Annotated in this window: 20 protein-coding genes; 12 read left to right on the top strand and 8 right to left on the bottom strand. The window is 64.4% G+C overall.

Annotated features, from left to right (window positions below; all coding sequences use genetic code 11):
- The first annotated feature begins 1 nt into the window (after nt 1).
- Entirely contained in the window at nt 2-925 is a 924-nt protein-coding gene (locus Q2941_RS16040) for an MBL fold metallo-hydrolase (RefSeq protein WP_458193072.1), read from the top strand.
- Nucleotides 926-1,045: 120 nt separating this feature from the next.
- Here Q2941_RS16040 and Q2941_RS16035 read toward each other — a convergent pair whose 3' ends face one another.
- Nucleotides 1,046-1,900 carry a DUF1499 domain-containing protein gene (locus Q2941_RS16035; RefSeq protein ID WP_458193071.1) on the bottom strand — a complete coding sequence of 285 codons (855 nt, stop codon included), beginning with the start codon at nt 1,898-1,900 and terminating at the stop codon, nt 1,046-1,048.
- A 172-nt stretch (nt 1,901-2,072) separates the two neighbouring features.
- Here Q2941_RS16035 and Q2941_RS16030 point away from each other — a divergent pair, with 172 nt between their 5' ends.
- Nucleotides 2,073-2,339 (top strand): hypothetical protein, encoded by a 267-nt coding sequence (locus tag Q2941_RS16030; protein ID WP_458193070.1) that lies wholly within the window; start codon nt 2,073-2,075, stop codon nt 2,337-2,339.
- A 421-nt stretch (nt 2,340-2,760) separates the two neighbouring features.
- A complete protein-coding gene (locus tag Q2941_RS16025; protein WP_458193069.1) occupies nt 2,761-3,897 on the top strand; it encodes a hypothetical protein in 1,137 nt (378 codons plus the stop codon).
- Between the two features lie 167 nt (nt 3,898-4,064).
- Here Q2941_RS16025 and Q2941_RS16020 read toward each other — a convergent pair whose 3' ends face one another.
- Nucleotides 4,065-5,693: a fatty-acid--CoA ligase gene (locus Q2941_RS16020; protein ID WP_458193068.1), complete on the bottom strand. Its 1,629-nt coding sequence runs from the start codon at nt 5,691-5,693 to the stop codon at nt 4,065-4,067.
- 64 nt (nt 5,694-5,757) lie between these two features.
- Between Q2941_RS16020 and Q2941_RS16015 the strand changes: the two genes are divergently transcribed.
- Nucleotides 5,758-6,849 (top strand): extensin family protein, encoded by a 1,092-nt coding sequence (locus Q2941_RS16015; RefSeq protein ID WP_458193067.1) that lies wholly within the window; start codon nt 5,758-5,760, stop codon nt 6,847-6,849.
- Between the two features lie 34 nt (nt 6,850-6,883).
- Here Q2941_RS16015 and Q2941_RS16010 read toward each other — a convergent pair whose 3' ends face one another.
- Nucleotides 6,884-7,567: a L,D-transpeptidase gene (locus tag Q2941_RS16010; RefSeq protein ID WP_027524395.1), complete on the bottom strand. Its 684-nt coding sequence runs from the start codon at nt 7,565-7,567 to the stop codon at nt 6,884-6,886.
- 345 nt (nt 7,568-7,912) lie between these two features.
- Between Q2941_RS16010 and Q2941_RS16005 the strand changes: the two genes are divergently transcribed.
- The gene (locus Q2941_RS16005) at nt 7,913-8,890 is read left to right on the top strand and encodes a magnesium transporter CorA family protein (RefSeq protein WP_027524396.1); all 978 of its coding nucleotides are present in this window, start codon (nt 7,913-7,915) and stop codon (nt 8,888-8,890) included.
- Between the two features lie 188 nt (nt 8,891-9,078).
- Nucleotides 9,079-9,297, top strand: a complete 219-nt coding sequence (locus Q2941_RS16000; RefSeq protein WP_084801504.1) for a hypothetical protein — start codon at nt 9,079-9,081, stop codon at nt 9,295-9,297.
- A gap of 250 nt (nt 9,298-9,547) precedes the next feature.
- On the opposite strand, the gene Q2941_RS15995 is transcribed toward Q2941_RS16000, so the two are convergent.
- The 3 genes from Q2941_RS15995 to pdxH are packed head-to-tail and all read right to left on the bottom strand — an operon-like array spanning nt 9,548 to nt 11,750.
- Nucleotides 9,548-10,318: a class I SAM-dependent methyltransferase gene (locus Q2941_RS15995; protein ID WP_027524397.1), complete on the bottom strand. Its 771-nt coding sequence runs from the start codon at nt 10,316-10,318 to the stop codon at nt 9,548-9,550.
- A 23-nt stretch (nt 10,319-10,341) separates the two neighbouring features.
- Complete coding sequence (locus Q2941_RS15990; protein ID WP_027524398.1) at nt 10,342-11,094, bottom strand: SDR family NAD(P)-dependent oxidoreductase; 753 nt, start codon at nt 11,092-11,094, stop codon at nt 10,342-10,344.
- A gap of 14 nt (nt 11,095-11,108) precedes the next feature.
- Complete coding sequence (pdxH, locus tag Q2941_RS15985) at nt 11,109-11,750, bottom strand: pyridoxamine 5'-phosphate oxidase (protein WP_027524399.1); 642 nt, start codon at nt 11,748-11,750, stop codon at nt 11,109-11,111.
- A 113-nt stretch (nt 11,751-11,863) separates the two neighbouring features.
- Between pdxH and Q2941_RS15980 the strand changes: the two genes are divergently transcribed.
- Together Q2941_RS15980 and Q2941_RS15975 are read left to right on the top strand one after the other, a co-directional pair.
- Complete coding sequence (locus Q2941_RS15980) at nt 11,864-12,277, top strand: RT0821/Lpp0805 family surface protein (protein WP_458193066.1); 414 nt, start codon at nt 11,864-11,866, stop codon at nt 12,275-12,277.
- Between the two features lie 112 nt (nt 12,278-12,389).
- Nucleotides 12,390-13,340 carry a DnaJ C-terminal domain-containing protein gene (locus Q2941_RS15975; RefSeq protein WP_027524401.1) on the top strand — a complete coding sequence of 317 codons (951 nt, stop codon included), beginning with the start codon at nt 12,390-12,392 and terminating at the stop codon, nt 13,338-13,340.
- Nucleotides 13,341-13,681: 341 nt separating this feature from the next.
- Here Q2941_RS15975 and Q2941_RS15970 read toward each other — a convergent pair whose 3' ends face one another.
- On the bottom strand, nt 13,682-14,452 hold the full coding sequence (locus tag Q2941_RS15970) for an anti-sigma factor family protein (RefSeq protein WP_027524402.1): 771 nt from the start codon (nt 14,450-14,452) through the stop codon (nt 13,682-13,684).
- 118 nt (nt 14,453-14,570) lie between these two features.
- Complete coding sequence (locus Q2941_RS15965) at nt 14,571-15,059, bottom strand: sigma-70 family RNA polymerase sigma factor (RefSeq protein ID WP_027524403.1); 489 nt, start codon at nt 15,057-15,059, stop codon at nt 14,571-14,573.
- A 174-nt stretch (nt 15,060-15,233) separates the two neighbouring features.
- On the opposite strand from Q2941_RS15965, the gene fabI reads away from it, so the two are divergent.
- From fabI to Q2941_RS15945, 4 genes are all read left to right on the top strand, one after another.
- A complete protein-coding gene (fabI, locus tag Q2941_RS15960) occupies nt 15,234-16,049 on the top strand; it encodes an enoyl-ACP reductase FabI (protein WP_254096997.1) in 816 nt (271 codons plus the stop codon).
- A 13-nt stretch (nt 16,050-16,062) separates the two neighbouring features.
- Nucleotides 16,063-16,662, top strand: a complete 600-nt coding sequence (locus Q2941_RS15955) for a histidine phosphatase family protein (RefSeq protein ID WP_027524405.1) — start codon at nt 16,063-16,065, stop codon at nt 16,660-16,662.
- A 218-nt stretch (nt 16,663-16,880) separates the two neighbouring features.
- Nucleotides 16,881-17,969 carry a chorismate synthase gene (gene aroC, locus Q2941_RS15950; RefSeq protein WP_458193065.1) on the top strand — a complete coding sequence of 363 codons (1,089 nt, stop codon included), beginning with the start codon at nt 16,881-16,883 and terminating at the stop codon, nt 17,967-17,969.
- Nucleotides 17,970-18,199: 230 nt separating this feature from the next.
- Nucleotides 18,200-19,396, top strand: coding sequence for an adenylate/guanylate cyclase domain-containing protein (locus Q2941_RS15945; RefSeq protein WP_027524407.1), 1,197 nt, complete (start codon nt 18,200-18,202; stop codon nt 19,394-19,396).
- The last annotated feature ends 144 nt before the right edge of the window (nt 19,397-19,540 follow it).

Here is a 19,540-nt window from a genome sequence, read left to right as displayed (position 1 = left end):
CATGTCCGACAACGACGACGTCCCGTTCAACCGCAATTTTCCGCTGAAGCCCGGCGTCGTCGAGGAAGTCCGTCCCGGCGTGCGCCGCGTGCTCTGCAACAATCCGAGCCCGTTCACCTTCACCGGCACGGTCAGCTACATCGTGGGCCAGGGCAGGGTTGCGATCATCGATCCAGGTCCGGACAACGAGGCCCATGCGGCAGCGCTGCTCGATGCCGTTAGAGGTGAGACCGTGACCCACATCCTGGTCACTCACACCCATCGCGATCATTCGCCGAACACCGGCCGCATCAAGCAGGCGACCGGCGCGACCGTCTATGCCGAAGGTCCGCATCGCGCCTCGCGCCCGCGCTTCGAGAGCGAGAAGCACAATCCGGAATCGGGTGCCGACCGCGACTTCACGCCCGACGTGGCGGTTGCCCATGGCGACGTCATCGAAGGCTCAGGCTGGCGCCTGGAAGCCGTCGCGACACCGGGCCACACCGCCAACCATCTTGCGTTTGCCTGGCCCGAACGGAAGTTCAGCTTCGTCGGCGATCACGTGATGGGCTGGTCGACCTCGATCGTGGCTCCGCCCGATGGCTCGATGATCGACTACATGGACTCGCTCGACCGGCTCGCTGCGCGCGAGGAGGAACTCTATTTCTCCGGCCACGGTGCCGAGATTCCCGAGGGGCCGCGCTATGTGCGCTTCCTGATCCGCCACCGCAAGGCGCGCGAAGCCTCGATCCTGCATCGCCTCGCCAAGGGCGAGGCCGACATCCCGACCATGGTGCGCGCGATCTATATCGGTATCGATCCGAGGCTCACGACAGCGGCCGGCTATTCCGTGCTGGCGCATCTGGAGGACCTCGTCGCCCGTGGCGTGGTGGCGACGGACGGCGATCCCGTGATCACGGGGACGTACAGGATGGCGGCCGCCTGATCCGCCATTCCGGGGCGATGCGAAGCATCGAACCCGGAATCTGGAGATTGTGGTGCGATTCCACAATGCGCGATGCGCATTGGGGTTCGCGCCTGACGGCGCCCCCGGAATGACGGAAGGCTATTTCTTCACCGTCTTCGCCGGCGGCTTGACCGGGACGACCGGCGCCTTCTTCACCGGCTTCAGCGCATCGGTGTCGGCCGCGGTATTGAGGTCGTCGATGAATTTGCTGACGCGCGCGGCATTGCTGCCGAGGTCGCTGTCGAAATAGCGCGAGGCCGAACGGATATCGACGCGGGAATCGTCGCCATCGGGCACTATGCGGATCGAGACATCCTCACGGAAGCCCATGATCGGCGTGCGGGCCACCGCCTCGATGCGGCCGATGCGGCGCGGCGGCTGCGGCGGACGCTCGTCGATGATCAGCCACTTTCGCTTGTTGGCGATCTGGAGCGATAGCGCGTAGGCCCGGTCGACGGAAATCTCGAGTTCGATCGGCTCGATGTCCGGATAGAAATGGCGCTGCTGCTCGGCCGAATAGAGGCCGGCATAGACGGCCGGATTGGCGCCGTCGCCGGTGCGAAGGCGCGCCAAGGCCTCGAAGCGCGGCGGGTCGATCGGATCGGTGGTGATGTCGTGGATCGCCGGCTGCCTACGGTATTGAAAGGCAAGATAGGCCGGATAGGCGAGGATCAGCGCATTGATCAGGAAGGCGAACAGGATGCGCGCCATTCCGCGCGAGCCGTTCTGCCAGATCGCCGCAAAGCCCGCGAGCCCGAACAGGATGGAGAGCACCGCGATCGCAAGCCCGCCGAAGAAGGTCGCCAGCGCCGGCTTGATCTCCAGAAAGCCGAAGCGGACGATGATGATCGAGACCAGGACCGCCACCACCGCGAACACGGCCAGATTGCGCGCCCAGCTGGCGAGCCCGGACACGGGCTCCGACTGGTAGGGAGCGGAAAACCTGCGGGCCATGCTGTTCCATCACCGATGTCAGTCGCCGGTTGCGGGGCACGGGCGACGGGAGCAAGCTGACCTAGCGCATTTTCCGCAGGCCTGTGAAGCGGTTTATCCCCCACCTTTATCTCCCGTTCCGGATCCTTCTGCGGTGGTCGAACCATCGGCCTCCGCAAACCACCAATCGTGCATGGCTGTTCGCGGGGGAGGCTCGACGCCGAGCGGCGTCAGGTCGCGCCTCGTCCATGCCCCCGACAACACCAACGCGCTCAATTTACAGCGCTGGGCGATCGAGGATCGCAACGGGACGCCCTATGCGGAGACGCGCCTATTCAAGGCCATTGCGAAGGACCTGTGCGGCACATTGCGCGACCGCAACCAGCTCGTGCTTATCGTGAAGGAGCAGCGGATGTTCTTCAGCCGGCCGGAGGCGGGCTTTCGCTGCTCGCAATTGTGAGCGTTCGAAGACGACGCGGCCCCAGCGATTCCGCAGGATTTGCAGGCGATATGGCAGAGAACAGGCGCAATTCTGCAACTTAATTGATTAACCATTCAATCTAAATGATCTTTAGTTGTAGATTGACTCGGTCGCAATTTCGCCCCAAGGCTCTACCGCAAGTTGTTGGAACCGCCCAAGCAAGGGACCGTCCCGGCGAAAGGGACTTCCGCGAACGGCAATTCAAAAAAGAACAACGGCAAGGGAACTACGGCGGGCGTCAGCCGGAAACGTTGCAAGAGTGACCTCAGCTCTCCCGGTTTTGCAGCAAAGGCTGACCGGATGTGCGCGGTTGCGCCTCATGAGCTGCAAGGATCGCAAACTGCGTAGCCGGTGCCGACCACCGCGGCTGGTGGCAGTCTCATCAGGGCGAGTGTTCAGTATGAGTGGTGGACCGGACGAAAGCCATGTCGATCCGCACGATCCGATGTACTACGCGCCACGCAGCTCGCGCGAGCGGGCGGTGCAGCCGACGGGGGCGCCGAGACGGTCCACGGAACATCCATCGGCCGATGGCCCGCCCTTTCCATCGCCCGGCAACCCGCGTCGTCGTGACCATTCGGACGTGTTCTCCAGAGCCGTGGCCCAAGCCATGCACGAGGCGATGGAGCCCATCGAGGTGCCGACCGCCCTCCGTAACTCGGGAAGGCGCGCGCTGCTCAGCGTAGTGGTCAAGTTCGCGATCGCGGCAGCCGTTGCGGGAGGTGCCGCGCTGATTCTCGTCATGGTCATTCCGGCATCGCAAAAGCCCGGAGTTCAATCGAACGACGCCACATCGATCTCGTCGCTTTGGCAATCGGTGAAAGGTGCGATCGGTCCTGCACAGCAACGCAAGCAGCTCGCGACCCTTGCGCTGGAGGACAGCAGCGGGCCTGCTAACGTCCCCTTGCCGCTCGGGATGCGCGTGGGTGCTCCCCCTTCGGGCGCTATCGTTGCCATCAACGGACTGCTAGCGGATGCACGATTGACGTCTGGCAAGCGCGTCGCCAACGAATGGCGCGTGCCCGCGTCGGAAATTTCCGCCGTGTCGGTCATTCCGCCAGACGGTTTCGTCGGCCAGATGGTCGCGATGGCAGAATTGCGTGACAGCAACGGCGCAGTGCTCGTGGTTGGCTCGAGCCGACTTTCCTGGAAACCCAGCGTCGTTCAGCAGCCGTCAACAGCCGTCACGGCCGTCCCGCCGGCGCGCTCCTTGGTGGTCTCTCCACCGCCGCAGACCGACGCCGTGCGCAACCTGGATCCGAAGGAAATTTCTGGACTCGTCAAACGTGGACAGGATTTGCTCACCAGCGCCGATGTCTCGGCGGCGAGGCTACTGCTGCTGCGCGCAGCTGAAGGAGGAGACGCGCGCGCAGCGCTGCTGGTGGCCAGGACCTACGATCCGACCGTGCTCAAGCAGTTGGGCGCCAGTGGCCCGCTCGCGGATCTCGCGCAGGCCCGCAATTGGTACCAGAGAGCAAAAGAATGGGGTGATCCCGAGGCGCAGCGACAGCTTGATGCGCTCACGCCCACCCGCTGAGCCCAGCACCGTGCGTCGCGCGTGCCTGTCAATCTCGACCCTCCGGAGCTTCAAAATGGCAGAAGAGCACCGGCCAGGCAGGCAAAACCGAGCTTCCCCGCAAGCGGGGGAGGTGAAGCGAATTCGCAACCGCAGGACCGAACAGGTCCTGCGGCAAGCTATTCCGGTCATGCCGCAGCGTTCGGGAAGCGATAATCCTTGAACTGGTCGCGCAGTGCGGTCTTCAGGATCTTGCCCGTGGCGGTATGCGGGATGCCGTCGACGAAGGCGACATCGTCGGGCATCCACCATTTGGCGATCTTGCCGTCCATGAACTTCAGGATGTCCTCGCGCGTGGCCTGCTGGCCCTGCTTGAGCTGCACGATCAGAAGCGGACGCTCGTCCCATTTGGGATGGTAGACGCCGATCACTGCGGCCTCCGCGACGGCGGGGTGGCCGACCGCGAGGTTCTCGAGGTCGATCGAGGAGATCCACTCGCCGCCGGACTTGATCACGTCCTTGGAGCGATCGGTGATCCGCATATAGCCGTCCTCATCGATGGTCGAGACGTCACCGGTGTCGAAGAAGCCCTCCTCGTCGAGGATGTTGGCATCGACCCGGTAATAGGCCTTGGCGACAGCGGGACCCGAGACCTTCAGGCGACCAAAGGTCTTGCCGTCCCAGGGCAGTTCCTTGCCGGAATCGTCGGTGATCTTCATCTGCACGGCGAACGGCGCATAGCCTTGCATCTGGAGCACGTCGAGCCGCGCATCGCCGGTCGCGGCGCTGAACGGCGGCTTCAGCGCCGCGACGGTGCCGATCGGGCTCATCTCGGTCATGCCCCAGGCGTGACGCACGTTCGAGCCCATGTCGAGGAAGGCCTTGATCATCGAGCGCGGCATCGCCGAGCCGCCGCAGATCACCATCTTCAGATGGGGCAGCTTCAGATTGTTGGCGGCCATGTGCTGGAGCAGCATCAGCCACACGGTCGGAACGCCTGCGGTGTGCGTCACCTTCTCGGTCTCGAGCAGCTCGTAGACCGAGGCGCCGTCGAGCTTGGCGCCGGGCATCACCAGCTTGGTGCCCTGCGAAGGCGCGGAGAAGGCGATGCCCCAGCTGTTGGCATGGAACAGCGGCACCACCGGCAGCATTGTCTCGGAGGCGCTGGTGCCGAGCGCATCGACATTGTTGGCCATCAGGGCGTGCAGCACGTTGGAGCGATGCGAATACAACACGCCCTTCGGATCGCCCGTCGTGCCGGAGGTGTAGCACATGGCGGCGGCCGTGTTCTCGTCAAAATCCTTCCATGCGAACTTGCCGTCGGCCTTCGCGATCCACTCCTCATAGGCGACCGCGTTCTTCAACGTGGTCTGCGGCATATGCGCCTTGTCGGTGAGGACGACGTAGCGCTCGACGCTTCCCAGCTTGTCGGCGAGCTTCTCCAGGATCGGAACGAAGGTGATGTCGGTCATCACGATGCGGTCCTGCGCATGGTTGATGATCCAGGCGATCTGCTCGGGGAAAAGGCGGGGATTGATAGTATGGCAGATGGCGCCGATGCCCATGATGCCGTACCAGACCTCGAGGTGGCGCCAGGTATTCCAGGCGATCGTGGCGACGCGGTCGCCGAGCTTGATGCCGTCGCGCTCCAGCATCTGCGAAACTTTCAGGGCGCGCGCGTGGATTTCGGCATAGTTGGTGCGATGGATCGGTCCTTCGACCGAGCGGGTGACGACCTCCTGCTTGCCATGAATCCTGGCGGCGTGTTCGATGATCCGGTGGCAGAGCAGGGGCCAATCTTGCATCAAACCAAGCATTCCGACGTTCCTCCGAGTATGGCTGGACTTGTTATCGCTCTCAGCTCTGGGCCAAAGAATTGTCATGAATTTTAGCCTGCCGGACTTTTGCCGCAAATGGTCTTGTCGCGGCTATATGTCCGCCGGCGCGGCAATGGTTACCGTCGTGCTGGGGCTGTCGCTTGCGCCTGCCGAGGCGCGGAAATATCCCGCGCCGCTCGATCTGTTCGGCTTCGGTCCGCCGCGACCTCGCGGCACCGTTCATCCAGCCAGGATTCCGGCCAAAATTCCCTTGCCGAGACCGCGCCCGGAGGATGCGCCCAAGGAAGTGGCCAAACCTGCACTGGGGCGGCCGGCGGCCGAAGAAAAACCTGCCGCCGACAAACCGGCCGGACCAGCGGCCCCACCAGAGAAGCAGGCCTCCGCCTGCCGCCTCGCCCTCACGGAGGAGATCGCAATTGCGCCCTCGATCCCCGACATTCATGGCCCGGGCGGCTGCGGCGGCGAGGATCTGGTGCGGCTCGAGGCGATCGTGCTGCCGGACAAGCGCAAGGTGCAGGTCAAGCCTGCCGCGATCCTTCGCTGCGGCATGGCATCGGCCCTTGCCGACTGGGTCCGCTCTGACGTGGCGCCGCTTGCCGCGAGCCTCGGGAGCACCATCAGCGACCTCGACAATTTCGATTCCTTCGAGTGCCGCGGCCGCAATCGCATCGTCGGCGCCATGCTGTCCGAGCACGGCCGCGCCAACGCGCTCGACGTGCGCGCATTCAAGCTTGCCAACGGGCAGTCGATCGGGCTGACCGACCGCACCGTGCCGCGGGAGCTGCGCGAGCGCGTGCTGCATTCGGTCTGCTCGCGCTTTTCAACCGTGCTGGGGCCGGGATCGGACTGGTATCACGAGGACCACATCCATCTCGATCTGATGCAGCGCCGCAACGACTACCGGATCTGCCAGTGGAACGTCTGGGATCCGTTGCCGCAGGTCGCCCCGCTGCTGCCGGCCGAGCGACCGGAGGAAGCCCCGCCACGCGAGGTGGCGGCCAAATCGGATGCCAAGCCGGATGCCAGGTCGGAGGAGACCAAGGAGGGGGCGGAGCAGGGTGATGCGGCGAAATCCGGCGCGCCTGCTGGCGCCACCCAAGCGCCCCGGAAGCCGGCAACAAAAAAGCGCCGGTAGCGAGCCGGCGCTTCTTCGAAAGCCTCAGGAAAGCTCAGTACTGTGAAGTGCTGTTGCCGCCGCCGCGCAGGGCGAGCTGCGAATTGTACGGGGAGTCGCCGTGTTTCGGCTCGAGCACGACCACGATGGTGCCGACCTTGACGCGGTTGTAGAGGTCGATCGCGTCCTCGTTGGTCAGGCGGATGCAGCCCGAGGAAATCGAGGCACCGATATATTCAGGCTGGTTGGTACCGTGGATGCGGAACAGCGTGTCCTTGCCGCCCGAGTAGAGATACATCGCGCGGGAGCCCATCGGATTGTCAGGACCCGGCGCCACATAGGTCGGCACGCCCAAGCGCGAGATTTCGCCGGGGGTCGGATGCCAGGCCGGCCATTCGGTCATGCTGCCGATCTTGGCGATGCCCGACCAGGCCATGGCCTCTTCGCCGACGGTGATGCCGTAGCGGATCGCCTTGCCGCCATCCATCACGTAGTAGAGGTAATGATTGTCGGAATCGACCACGATCGAGCCCGGCGACTCCTTGCGGTGGTATTCGACGATGGCGCGGCGGAACGGCTCTGCGACGGGGGTGTTTTCGTACCGAATCTTGGCAAGGAGTTCCTTGTCCTTCGGCTTGAAGGCCTTGGTATCGGTCGCCTCGAAATGCGTGGCCTGCATGCAGCCCGACAGCATCAAACCGGCGGCTAGAATACCCAACTTAACTTTCAGCGACGACATTGGCTTGGTTCCAACCGAAACAAATACCCATGCGCAGACCCTGAGCTTGCTGCCCAAGTTCCACGATTCCGATGGACCTATTATCGGTTGAAACCTGCCACAATTCCAGCTTTTAGGGCTTTATCCCGCGCTGCAAGGCCCAAGCTGTGGCTTTTTTGCCGCAAGTTTTGAGGCTCTGGGCCGATTTCTGGGCAAGAAATGCCCAGCTGTCGATTCCATGCCACGGTTGCGCCACCGGCCGGCCATAAATGCGAACGCTCCGTTAATGTGATTGTCATCCTGCACCTGTCAGAATCGCGCTAAGGGCCGTGAGCCCGCCTTTTCGGTCCCCCATTGGAGTAGTTCATGTTTTCGGTGTTCGTTCCCTCCGAGTCCTCCCTGAAGAAGGCCGTCGTCGAAGACCTCTCGATACTGCCGGAGAATGCGGTGTGGATCGACCTGTTCAATCCGACCGCGACCGAGGACAAGGCGGTGGAGCGGCTGGCGGGGATCGCGATCCCGACCCGGGAGGACATGCAGGAGATCGAGATCTCCAGCCGCCTCTATATCGAGAACGGCGCGCGCTACATGACGGCGACTCTGATGTGCCACTCAGATACCGACATGCCCCGGACCACGGCAGTGACCTTCATCCTCGGCGACCATCGCCTGGTGACGGTGCGTTACGACCTGCCCAAGCCCTTCGCGCTGGTCGAGGCCAAGCTCGCCCGCTCCTGCACCCCCGTCATTACCGGCGAGATGGTGCTGATGGAACTCCTGGACGCCGTGATCGACCGCTGCGCTGACATTCTGGAACGCTGCGGCGCCGACATCGACCAGGTCTCGCACGACATCTTCGAGCCCGAGAGCGAGCGCCACGGTCACGCCAAGCAATATTCCCAGATCCTGATCGCGATCGGCCGCAAGGGCGACCTGACCTCGAAGGTCCGTGAGAGCCTGGTGTCGATCGGCCGCGTCGTCACGTTCCTGTCGGCCATCGTGGAAGGCGTGAAATGGTCCAAGGACATGCGCGAGCAGCTCAAGACCATGCAGCGCGACGTGGCATCGCTGACCGACCATGCCTCCTATCTCTCGAACAAGATCACTTTCGTGCTGGACGCCATGCTCGGCGTCGTCAATCTCGAGCAGAACAACATCATCAAGCTGTTCTCGGTGATGGCCGTGGTCCTCATGCCGCCGACGCTGATCGCGTCGATTTACGGCATGAACTTCAAGGCGATGCCGGAGCTCGAATGGGCGCACGGCTATCCGATGGCGCTGGTGATGATGCTCGCCGCCGCGATCGTTCCGTACTGGATTTTCAAGTGGAAGAAGTGGCTGTGAGATGGCTACCGAACTGTTACATGGCTCGCAGAGAGACAGTGAACGCGCGTTGTGAAATGTGGCGCTGCGTAGACAGCATCTGGGTCACGATCTCTGCCTCATTTTCTCAGCTAAAATTTGAGCGTTGGGCTGAACGTTTGGGCGAAACTTGTCTGCGATAAGCAGCGGGTAAGCCGCGAGGAACAGCCATGGTTGAAAAACGCATAACGACGCCCCGCAACGTCATCGATCTGGCGAGCTATCGTCAGGTCCTGGCGAACGGCAAGGCGTCGTCGATGTCGGCACGGCTGTGCCGGCACTGTGGTGCTCCGCTGCTCGACGGTGAGAACGACGACGACTGCTCGACTGCGTTCAATGTAGCCGCTCCGCGGCTGCGCGAGACATCGCGTCGGATTCGTGCCGATTGAGAAACGGGAGGGGTAAAGGCAATCCAGGTCCTGCGGCGGCTTTGTCTGGATTGCCTTGCTTCCGTTTGCAAACACGGATCGTTCCCGAGAACCCGCCGCATCGTCGCGCAATTCCAGCGCCCTTAAAGCGCGATGAGATAAGGATGAATCGTCATCGCGCTTCAGGCTGTTGTTTGAGCATGATCTCCGCGCAAACGCGTTCCGCGTTTGTCGCGAGGGAAAACCGCTTCACACTTTTCCGGATCATGCTTTAGCGCCTCACTATCTCGGCCACGGATAGCAGCGTCTCGGTGATCACGCCGTCTCGGCTGAAGGGAGCCAAGTGCTGTTCGACATCGCGCAGCATGGCCTCGACATTGTCACCCAATGCTTCGGGCGATGACGAGGAAAAGGTGAGCACGCGCCGCGCCAGGTCATGCACGCTGATCTCGTGTCGCGTTTCGACCCTGATCTCGTCCATCGGGCGAAACGCGCTGCCGCGGAAGAAGGCCGGCAGGTCGCGATGCGTTCGCTCGCCGCGGCTGGCCTCCTCCCAGAGGCGGGTCGGCGACCAGTTGCGGCGGACAGCATTGTACTCATCGAGCCAGGGATTGCGGCCGTCGCGACTGGAGAACGATGCGCAGACAGCGATCACACCATCCGGCGCGACCAGCCGCTCGAACAGTGCAAGCGTGGCGTTGCGATCCATCCAGTGCAGCGCGCGCCCGATCGTTACGATATCGAAGGCACCGATGTCGGCGGGAAGCATCTCGGCCGTGCTCTCGATCAGGCTGAGATTCCGGCCGGCGCGCGCGGCCGCACGCCGTGCGGCATCGAGCATGTCCGGTTCCGGGTCGACACCAACGATGCGGCCGACATAGGGCGCAAAGCCGAGCGCCAATAGCCCGGGCCCGGTGCCGAGATCGATCAGCGCGGATCGCGCGCTGAGGGCGAGCCTCCCGGCGACACTCCGAAAGAATTCCGGCGGATAAGGCGGCCGCAGGTTCTCGTAGAGCGCCGCCGTAGTTGCGAACCGACCCATCGCTCGTCCGCGGCTTTCCTCACCTACACGTGCTGGCCGCCGTTGATGTGGATCTCGGCGCCGTTCACGTAGGACGACGTCTCCGTGCACAGCACGTAGATGATCTTGGCGACCTCGTCGGGCGTGCCGAGGCGGTGCATCGGGATCTGCTGGTCGACGATCTTCTCGGTGCCCGGCGACAGGATCGAGGTGTCGATCTCGCCCGGCGCAATTGCGTTGACGCGCACGCCGACGCGGCCGAAGTCGGAGGCCATCTCGCGCGTCAGCGCGGCAAGCGCGGCCTTCGAGGTGGCGTAGGCCGCCCCCGCAAAGGGATGCACGCGCGAGCCGGCGATCGAGGTGACGTTCACCACCGATCCCTTCGCCGCCTTCAACTCCTCGATCAGCCCGCGCGCGATCATGATCGGCGCGAAGAAGTTGACGTGGAAGACGTGCGTCCAGGTGTCGAGGTCGGTATCGACCGAGCCGAGCCTGGAGCCGCCGGGGCCCTTCGGTGAGATTGCGGCGTTGTTGACGAGCGCATGCAGCGTGCCGCCTTCGAGGCGGCGGCGGATCTCATTGATCGCGCGCGACGTGTCCTCGGGATCGGCGAGGTCGACCTGGATGTGATCCTCGGGGCCGGCGTCCCACGGACAGTCTTCCGGAAACGCATGCCGCGAGCAGGTGATGACGCGCCAACCGGCCGAGGAGAAGCGGATCACGGTGGCGTGGCCGATGCCGCGGCTCGCCCCGGTCAGGAGCAGCGTGCGGCGCGGCGCGTTGGATGAATGCGGCATTGAGATCTTTCGGCTCAGGGATACATCCGCGTCTTGGACCATGGCTGGCCCGCCGCGTCACGGCGAAATTCGATGCGATCGTGCAAGCGGAATGGGCGGTCGTGCCAGAACTCGATACGCAAGGGTGTGATGCGCCAGCCGCTCCAGCCCGGCGGCCGCGGCACCTCGCCGATGACGTATCTGGCGGCGACCTTGGCAATCGCCTGCTCGAAGGCGAAGCGGCTCTCCAGCGGCTGCGACTGCTTGCTCGCCCAGGCGCCGATCTGCGCCTGCTTTGGGCGCGTGGCGAAATAGGCGTCGGCTTCGGCGTCGGTCACCGGCGTCACGTTGCCGCGGATGCGCACCTGCCGGCGCAGCGACTTCCAGTGAAAAAGTAACGCGGCCTTAGGATTTGCGGCGAGTTCGCGGCCCTTCTGGCTCGCGATGTGGCTGTAGAAGACGAATCCGTCGGAATCGAAGCCTTTCATCAGCACCATGCGCACGTCGGGCAGGCCCTCCGTGTCGACGGTCGAGAGCGCCATGGCGTTGGGATCGTTCGGCTCGCTCTTGATCGCCTCGTTCAGCCAGGCCTCGAACAGCGCGAACGGTTCGTCCGCGGCGGTGAAATCACCGGATGTTAAGGGTGTCTGGTGTTTCATCGAGCTCGTATCGGTCATGTCTGGAGTCCGAGTTGCGTTCCGCGGCCCAAAGCGTGTTGTCGTCCGCTTCTGCCCTATATAGGGCATGGGGCAGCGTTGGCCTATCGGCGATCCGGCCCTCCAGCCTTGTCATGACAATGATTCTAATCGGGCTCGGCACGGGCGGCTGTAGCCTCTCCCGCAGTGACCTCGGCGCCCTTGCCAAAGGGCCGTTCGCCAAGATGGGCGAGGGCGATGTCACCGGCTCGATCACCAAGGATCAGGCGCCGACCGAGGGCGATCTCGCCTTCGCCCGCAACGCGGCCTCCGACGTGCTGAGCCAGGGCGACAAGGATGCCAGCCAGCACTGGGAAAATCCAGAGACCGGTGCACGCGGCTCAGTGACCCCGATCGCACAGTCCTACGCCGCCGAGGACGGCCGCAAATGCCGGGATTTCCTGGCGAGCTACGTCAACGGCCGGACCGAAAACTGGCTCCAGGGCTCCGGCTGCCAGAGCGGCCATGGCCGTTGGGAGATTCATACGCTAAAGCCATGGCGGAGCTAGGATTCGCTCAGCGACCCTAGTTGCAAAAATGCCACGGGCACCCCAGATGATTGACAGGTGGGGCGGGGAGCCCTTTTGACACTATCGATTTCCGTGAAGGGAGACGTGACGGATGCGCGACCCCTATGAGGTCTTGGGGGTGCCGCGGAGCGCCAACGCTGCCGCGATCAAGAGCGCCTATCGCAAGCTCGCCAAGAAGCATCATCCCGACAGCAACAAGAACGACCCGAAGGCAGCCGAGCGCTTCGCCGAGATCAACACTGCGAACGAGATCCTCGGTGACGAGGACAAGCGCAAGCAGTTCGATCGCGGCGAGATCGACGCCGAGGGCAAGCCGCGCTTCCAGGGCTTTCCGGGCGGCGGGGGCCCGCGCGGGCGCGCCGGCCCCGGCGGCTTCGAATATTCATTCCGCTCCGGCGGCGGTCCGGGTGGAGGCGCGTTCGAGGACATTCTCAACAGCATGTTCGGCGGCGCGGCGCGCGGTGCGCGGGCCGGTGGCGGCGGACCCCAGTTCGAGTTCGATACCGGCGGGGTCGGGGTCGATCTCGACCTCAACGTCGCCATGACGGTGTCGCTGGAGGAGGCGGTCAATGGCGGGGACAAGCGCGTCCGGCTGCCGACCGGCAAGGAGCTCAACGTCAAGATTCCGGCCGGCGTCACCAGCGGCCAGCAGATCCGGCTGAAGGGGCAGGGCGAGACCGCGCCAGGCCATCCGCCGGGTGACCTGCTCATCACCGTCACGATTGGCCCGCATCCGTTCTTCAAGGTCGACGGCGCCGACTTGCGGATCGATCTGCCGGTCACGCTCTATGAGGCGGTGCTGGGCGGCAAGGTCCGTGTGCCGACGCTCGGCAATGCGGTCGAACTGACGATCCCGAAAAACACCTCGAGCGGCCGGACTTTCCGGCTGAAGGGCAAGGGCCTGCCGAAATCGGGTGGGACCGGCGACCTCTTCGTCACCACCCGCATCATGCTGCCGGACGGGAACGATGCCGAGCTTGAAGCATTGATGCAAAAGTGGCGGGACCAGCACCCCTACAATCCGCGTAGTGTGCTCGGCTAACGCATGATCGGGACGAGCGGGCGCGCTCGTCGGAACGGATCGTGCGCTCGCAGAGAGCATTTTCCCAGCAGGTAATGCTCCAATAGACGCATGGAGCGCGGTAGCACTTCGACGCTATCGTGTCCGGCGTGCCGGCTGCCGCAATGCAGCCGCGAAAAGAGTGCGGCCTCGAGAGGGGGACCAGCGCGGTACCAAAAACCCCAATCGAGGCCGCCTGCGCCGATCGGCGGATCGAACGCCTCTCATTTTCGCGTGATCATCCGGTGCGATAATGAGACGCGTCGATGTCCTGATTCCAAATTTTCGATGACCGAATCTTGGCGAACGCGCTTGCGCGTTGTCTAGGAGCCGTTTTTCTCCGCCTGGTCGTAGACCGCGCGCGCCACCTTGGTGAGCCGGTCGCGGTCGCCGCCGCCGCTCACGACGTAGCCGACGCCGCGGTCGGCCCAGAACAAGGCGCCATCCTTGTTCATCGCGGTGTAGCGCATCTGCGTCTCGCCGGTCTCGGTCTTGGCGCTGTAGATCGTGAACCGCTCCCCGGAGGCGCCCTCGTACATCAGGAAGGAGGCCGGGCCGTTCGGCCCCGGCAGCAGCCGGCCGCCGACGAGCTTGAGCCCGCTCGCCTCGAGGTTCGGCGCGAACACCGTCCAGCCGCAGCGTTTGGTCAGCCAGGCCTGGAGATGGTCGCGCTCGTTGCCTGGGACCTCGACGGGGTGGCGAACCTCGACGACATAGAGGCGGTGGGCGTCGAGCGCATCCTCGGTGAAGCTCTGGAAGGTCGAGGGCGTGTTGGCGGCGCCGTGCGCCACCCAGCCGACCGCGCCGCCGGCCACGAATGCCAGCAGGGCTGCCGCCGCTGCGCCATAGAGCCATTGCCTGGGGCGCTGCACCAGCCGCTCGAGCTCCAGGCGCCTCGGCACCGGCTCCTGTGCTACGGTGTCATAGCGGGCGTGCAGCAACTCGGCCATCGCGCGCCAGGAGTTCACCCGCTCGGCCTCTTCGGGGTGAGCGGCAAGCCAGGCCTCGACGTCGGCACGGCGCTCGGCCGGCAGCTCGCCGTCGACATAGGCGTGTAATTCGTCCTCGGTCACGGAAATCTTGCGGTCGCTCATATCGTTCGTCTCTGGCTCGTCGGCCCGGAATATCGTTCGCCGTTCAAATCCATTCGCCTCTGCTGCGTGCACAGGGCGCCGAATTTCCGATGCATGGACCTTTGCTTGGACCCTGCCATCATTTCACTCTTCTCAGTGCCGGCCGCTCGCCCTCCAGCGCCGCCTTGATGTGGGCCCGGGCGCGCGCAAGGCGTGACATCACCGTCCCTATCGGGACACCCTGGATGTCGGCGACCTCGCGGTAGCTAAGGCCTTCCAGCATCACGAGCAGCAGCACCGAGCGCTGCTCCTCCACCAGCGTCGCCAGTGCCTTCTCGATGTCCCGCCCTTCCGCCTCCGTCCCGCTGGCGTCGGGATTGTTCTCGGAGAGCTGCATGAACTGCGGCCGCCTCGCGAGCGAGCGGCGACGGTTCTTGTTGAGGTTGGTCAGGATCGTGTAGAGCCAGCTCCTGACGTCGCCCCCGAGAAACAGCCGCTCCGAGCGCAGCGCCCGGACCAGCGTGTCCTGCACCAGATCGTCGGCGATGTCGGCGTCGCGTGCGAGCGCACGAGCATAGCGCCGAAGCGCCGGGATCATGGCTTCAACACTCTGGCGAAACGCGCTCATGCCGCCTCGATTGTCCTTCACCTTCGGCGCGAGCGCCTTCACTGATCATAACACCCGAATGGAACGGCTATTCCGGCAACCGAAACAGCGTTAACGCCGCGGATTAGGACTGTACCGCAGGGGAGGGCTGGTGTACCTCCAGACCTCAAGAACCAGCTCGATTGGATGACAGGCATGGCGCAGAATTCGGGTCTGATGCAGGGCAAGCGTGGGGTGATCCTCGGCGTTGCCAACAACCGCTCGATCGCCTGGGGCATCGCCAAGGCATGCCACGCCGCCGGCGCCGAACTCGCATTCACGTATCAGGGCGACGCGCTGAAGAAGCGGGTCGAGCCGCTTGCCGCCGAGATCGGCGGCCTGGTGCTCGGCCATTGCGACGTCACGGACGCTGCGACCATCGATGCGGCGTTCGCGGTCGTGCAGGAGAAGTGGGGCAAGATCGACTTCGTGGTGCACGCGATCGCCTATGGCGAGCAGCTCGACGGCCGCTATGTCGACACCACGCAGGAGAACTTCACCAAGTCGATGCTGATCTCCTGCTACTCGCTGACCGCGGTCGCGCAACGCGCCGAGAAGCTGATGACCGACGGCGGCTCGATCATCACGCTGTCCTATTACGGCGCCGAGAAGTGGATGCCGCATTACAACATCATGGGTGTGGCAAAGGCCGCGCTGGAGGCCAGCGTGCGCTATCTCGCCGCCGATCTCGGCGAGAAGAACATCCGCGTCAACGCGATCTCGGCGGGGCCGATCAAGACGCTGGCCGCCTCGGGCATCGGCGATTTCCGCTACATCCTGAAATGGAACGAGGTCAACGCGCCGATGCGGCGCAACGTGACGACCGAGGACGTCGGCGGCAGCGCGCTCTATCTCCTGTCTGACCTGTCGCGCGGCGTCACCGGCGAGGTGCATCACGTCGATTCCGGCTACCATGTGCTCGGCATGAAGCGGCCGGATGCGCCGGATATGGCGCTGGGCGGGAAGGACTAACTCCCGTCCGACAATGCCAGCGCTCACGATCTACTACCTTCGCCACGGCGAAACCGAGTGGAATGCGCTCGGGCGTCTTCAAGGCACGCAGGACATCCCGCTGAACGCGCGCGGCCGCGGCCAGGCCGTGCAGGCCGCCCGCATCCTCGCCGATCTCTTTGCGCGCGAGGGCCGCGACAAGGCTTCGCTGCCCTATGTCTCGAGCCCGCTCGGGCGCGCGCGCATGACCATGGAGCTCGTGCGCGGCAAGCTCGGCCTGCCGATTGCCGACTATTCGCTCGACGATCGCCTGCGCGAGATCGGCTACGGCGCCTGGGAGGGACTGACGCTGCCGGAGAGCGAGGCCGCCGATCCCGAGGTCTACGCGAGGCGCCTGGTCGACAAGTGGACAGTGGCGCCCTCGGACGGCGAGACCTATGCCGACGTCCAGGCCCGCATGCGCGAATGGTATGACCAGCTCCGGACCGACACGGTCGCGGTCGCCCATGGCGGCACCGCGCGTGCCCTGATGGTGACGCTCGGGCTGGAGACGCCGGCGAGCGCCGCCGAGCTCTATATCGAGCAGGGCGTGGTGTACGTGTTCCGCGACGGCCGCCTGGAGAAGCATAGTTAACGGGGGTACCGCCGGTCGGGGTTAACGGGGCAACCGCCGGCGGGGGCGCCCGGAGGGCATATCCGGCTTTTCGGGTTCCGGGCAAAAAGTCGCAAAACAACCCCATGCAAAGTAGCTAATGGGCGGTTGTGACCGTCCCGCGCCGCGGTTACGAGGCGCCATTTGACCCCTCTTCGAGGGCGCGTTACCACACGCCGGAACCGATCCAGCGAGCAGCGATGTCCTTCAACACCTTCGGCCACATGTTCCGTGTCACCACCTTCGGCGAGAGCCATGGGGTGGCGATCGGCTGCGTGGTCGACGGCTGTCCGCCGCTGATCCCGCTCAATGAGGCCGACATCCAGCAAGACCTCGATCGCCGCCGGCCCGGTCAGTCGCGCTTCACGACCCAGCGCCAGGAGCCGGACCAGGTGAAAATCCTCTCCGGCGTGATGGCGCATCCGGAGACCGGCGAGCAGGTGACGACGGGCACGCCGATCGGGCTTCTGATTGAGAACACAGATCAGCGCTCGAAGGATTATTCCGAGATCAAGGACAAGTTTCGTCCGGGCCACGCCGACTTCACCTACGAGGCCAAATACGGCTTGCGCGACTATCGCGGCGGCGGGCGCTCCTCGGCGCGTGAGACCGCGATGCGGGTCGCCGCAGGCGCGATCGCGCGTAAGGTGGTGCCCGGCGTGACCGTGCGCGGCGCGCTGGTGCAGATCGGTCCGCACAAGATCGACCGCGACAAATGGGACTGGGACGAGATCGCAAAAAATCCGTTCTTCTGTCCGGACAAGGACAAGGCGACATTCTTCGAGAGCTATCTCGACGGCATCCGCAAGAGCGGCTCCTCGATCGGTGCCGTCATCGAGGTGGTGGCCGAGGGCGTGCCGGCAGGATTGGGCGCGCCGATCTATGCAAAGCTCGATTCCGATCTCGCAGCTGCGATGATGACCATCAACGCGGTGAAGGGCGTCGAGATCGGCGCAGGCTTTGGCGCCGCCGAACTCACCGGCGAAGAGAACGCCGACGAGATGCGAACCGGCAATGACGGAACGCGCTTCCTGTCCAATAATGCCGGTGGCGTCTTGGGCGGCATCTCCACGGGGCAGCCTGTGGTAGTGCGTTTTGCGGTGAAGCCGACCTCGTCGATCTTGCAGCCGCGCCTGACCGTCGATCGCAAGGGCGCCGACACCGAGATCTTCACGAAGGGCCGCCACGATCCCTGCGTCGGTATCCGCGCGGTTCCCGTCGGCGAGGCCATGATGGCATGCGTGCTCGCCGACCACTTCTTGCGCGACCGCGGGCAGGTCGGACGCTAATTCTCTAGTTCTATTGTGTCACACGCGCTCCACCCTCATCCTGAGGAGCCCGCGATACGCGGGCGTTTCGAAGGATGGCCGCGGGCGATATCCGGGCCTTCGTGGTTCGCGCGGCGATGCGGAGCATCGTCCGGTAACGCGCGTTCCGCGCTCCTCACCATGAGGGTCTTGTAACGTCGGCCGCTCGCGCAGCTTGACGCGGCGAAAGCTTCGTCAGCAAACTGTCGGCCATGGATGCATCCGAAATCAGCGCCATCACCGACTGGCTGATTGACGGCGCGCGCTCCGCGCCGATGCCGAGCCAGCTTGTGTCCCAATGCTGCGAGCGCATGGTCGCGGCCGGCCTGCCGCTGTGGCGGGTCGGCGTTTTCATCCGCACGCTGCACCCCGAAATCTACGGCCGCAATTTCATCTGGCGGCAAGGCGCACCCGAGGTCGAGATCGGCACGGTGGATTTCGAGATCCAGGAGACGCCGGAATTCAAGAAGAGCCCGCTCAGCCTCGTCTTCAACCAGGGCCTCGAGGTGCGCGGCAGTCCCGACAACCCCAGCGACGTCGAGCGCTTTCCGTTTCTGCAGGATCTCAAGCAGGAAGGCGCCACAGATTACGTTGCGACGCCGCTGCGCTTCCTCGACGATACCGTCCACGCGATGACCTGGACCACCAAACAACCCGGCGGCTTCAGTGATGCGCAGGTCGCGGCGCTGCGCGCGTTGACGAAGCCTCTGACGCGCCTTACCGAGATCATCACGCTGCGCCGCACTGCCACGACGCTGCTCGACACCTATGTCGGCAATCGCGCCGGCGAGCGCATCATGGGCGGCCAGATCCGCCGCGGCCACACCGACACCATGCAGGCGGTGATCTGGCTGTCGGACCTGCGGGGCTTCACCGCGTTGTCGGACCGGCTGCCGGCCGAGACCGTCGTGGAGATCCTCAACCATTATTTCGACTGCCAGGTCGCCTCGATCCGCGCCCATGGCGGCGAGGTGCTGAAGTTCATGGGCGACGGCCTGCTCGCGGTGTTTCCGATCGACGAATATATTGGGGATGCGAACTACGTCTGCGCGCGCGTGCTCGAGGCCGCGCGTGAGTCACGCTGCAGCGTCGATGCGCTGGCATTTCCGGTCGGCAAGGCGATCGAGCGCTTCCGCTTCGGCGTCGCGCTGCATGTCGGAAACATCCTCTACGGCAATATCGGCGGCGGCAACCGTCTCGACTTCACCTGCATCGGCCCTGCGGTGAATCTCGCCGCGCGACTGGAGAAGATCGCCGGCCGCATGGGGCGGACGGTGGTGGCCTCCGAAGGTTTCGTGCGCGCGTGTGGTACCGAGTGGAACGAGCTTGGCGAGTTTCCGATTGCGGGGTTTTCCAAGGCGCAGCGCGTGTACGGGCTGGCTGAGGAAGCGCCGGTGGTGATGGCTTAGGGCGTTCGGGCGCGAATGCGAGCGGAGAGCATCACTTGAGCGATATCCTTATTCGAGCCGCTACCGAGGCGCCACGTGATTTCTGTCACAGATAAAAAATCCGTCCTCAGGCATCTACACGAGCAGTGAGGCACTGGCTCGCTT

The organism is Bradyrhizobium sp. UFLA05-153 (genome assembly GCF_054185185.1).
This window is presented reverse-complemented; position numbering and strand designations above follow the sequence as displayed.

Excerpts from the sequence above, each read along its gene's own strand:
- Q2941_RS15975 (WP_027524401.1), top strand. The coding sequence starts at position 12,390 with ATGCGCGACCCCTATGAGGTCTTGGGGGTGCCGCGGAGCGCCAACGCT.
- Q2941_RS15990 (WP_027524398.1), bottom strand. The coding sequence starts at position 11,094 with ATGCCGCATTCATCCAACGCGCCGCGCCGCACGCTGCTCCTGACCGGG.
- Q2941_RS16030 (WP_458193070.1), top strand. The coding sequence starts at position 2,073 with ATGGCTGTTCGCGGGGGAGGCTCGACGCCGAGCGGCGTCAGGTCGCGC.
- Q2941_RS16035 (WP_458193071.1), bottom strand. The coding sequence starts at position 1,900 with ATGGCCCGCAGGTTTTCCGCTCCCTACCAGTCGGAGCCCGTGTCCGGG.
- Q2941_RS16010 (WP_027524395.1), bottom strand. The coding sequence starts at position 7,567 with ATGTCGTCGCTGAAAGTTAAGTTGGGTATTCTAGCCGCCGGTTTGATG.
- Q2941_RS15955 (WP_027524405.1), top strand. The coding sequence starts at position 16,063 with ATGCCAGCGCTCACGATCTACTACCTTCGCCACGGCGAAACCGAGTGG.
- Q2941_RS16025 (WP_458193069.1), top strand. The coding sequence starts at position 2,761 with ATGAGTGGTGGACCGGACGAAAGCCATGTCGATCCGCACGATCCGATG.
- Q2941_RS15980 (WP_458193066.1), top strand. The coding sequence starts at position 11,864 with ATGACAATGATTCTAATCGGGCTCGGCACGGGCGGCTGTAGCCTCTCC.
- fabI (WP_254096997.1), top strand. The coding sequence starts at position 15,234 with ATGGCGCAGAATTCGGGTCTGATGCAGGGCAAGCGTGGGGTGATCCTC.
- Q2941_RS15945 (WP_027524407.1), top strand. The coding sequence starts at position 18,200 with ATGGATGCATCCGAAATCAGCGCCATCACCGACTGGCTGATTGACGGC.
- Q2941_RS16015 (WP_458193067.1), top strand. The coding sequence starts at position 5,758 with ATGAATTTTAGCCTGCCGGACTTTTGCCGCAAATGGTCTTGTCGCGGC.
- Q2941_RS16000 (WP_084801504.1), top strand. The coding sequence starts at position 9,079 with ATGGTTGAAAAACGCATAACGACGCCCCGCAACGTCATCGATCTGGCG.
- Q2941_RS16005 (WP_027524396.1), top strand. The coding sequence starts at position 7,913 with ATGTTTTCGGTGTTCGTTCCCTCCGAGTCCTCCCTGAAGAAGGCCGTC.
- Q2941_RS15970 (WP_027524402.1), bottom strand. The coding sequence starts at position 14,452 with ATGAGCGACCGCAAGATTTCCGTGACCGAGGACGAATTACACGCCTAT.
- Q2941_RS15965 (WP_027524403.1), bottom strand. The coding sequence starts at position 15,059 with ATGAGCGCGTTTCGCCAGAGTGTTGAAGCCATGATCCCGGCGCTTCGG.
- Q2941_RS15995 (WP_027524397.1), bottom strand. The coding sequence starts at position 10,318 with ATGGGTCGGTTCGCAACTACGGCGGCGCTCTACGAGAACCTGCGGCCG.
- aroC (WP_458193065.1), top strand. The coding sequence starts at position 16,881 with ATGTCCTTCAACACCTTCGGCCACATGTTCCGTGTCACCACCTTCGGC.
- Q2941_RS16040 (WP_458193072.1), top strand. The coding sequence starts at position 2 with ATGTCCGACAACGACGACGTCCCGTTCAACCGCAATTTTCCGCTGAAG.
- Q2941_RS16020 (WP_458193068.1), bottom strand. The coding sequence starts at position 5,693 with ATGCTTGGTTTGATGCAAGATTGGCCCCTGCTCTGCCACCGGATCATC.
- pdxH (WP_027524399.1), bottom strand. The coding sequence starts at position 11,750 with ATGACCGATACGAGCTCGATGAAACACCAGACACCCTTAACATCCGGT.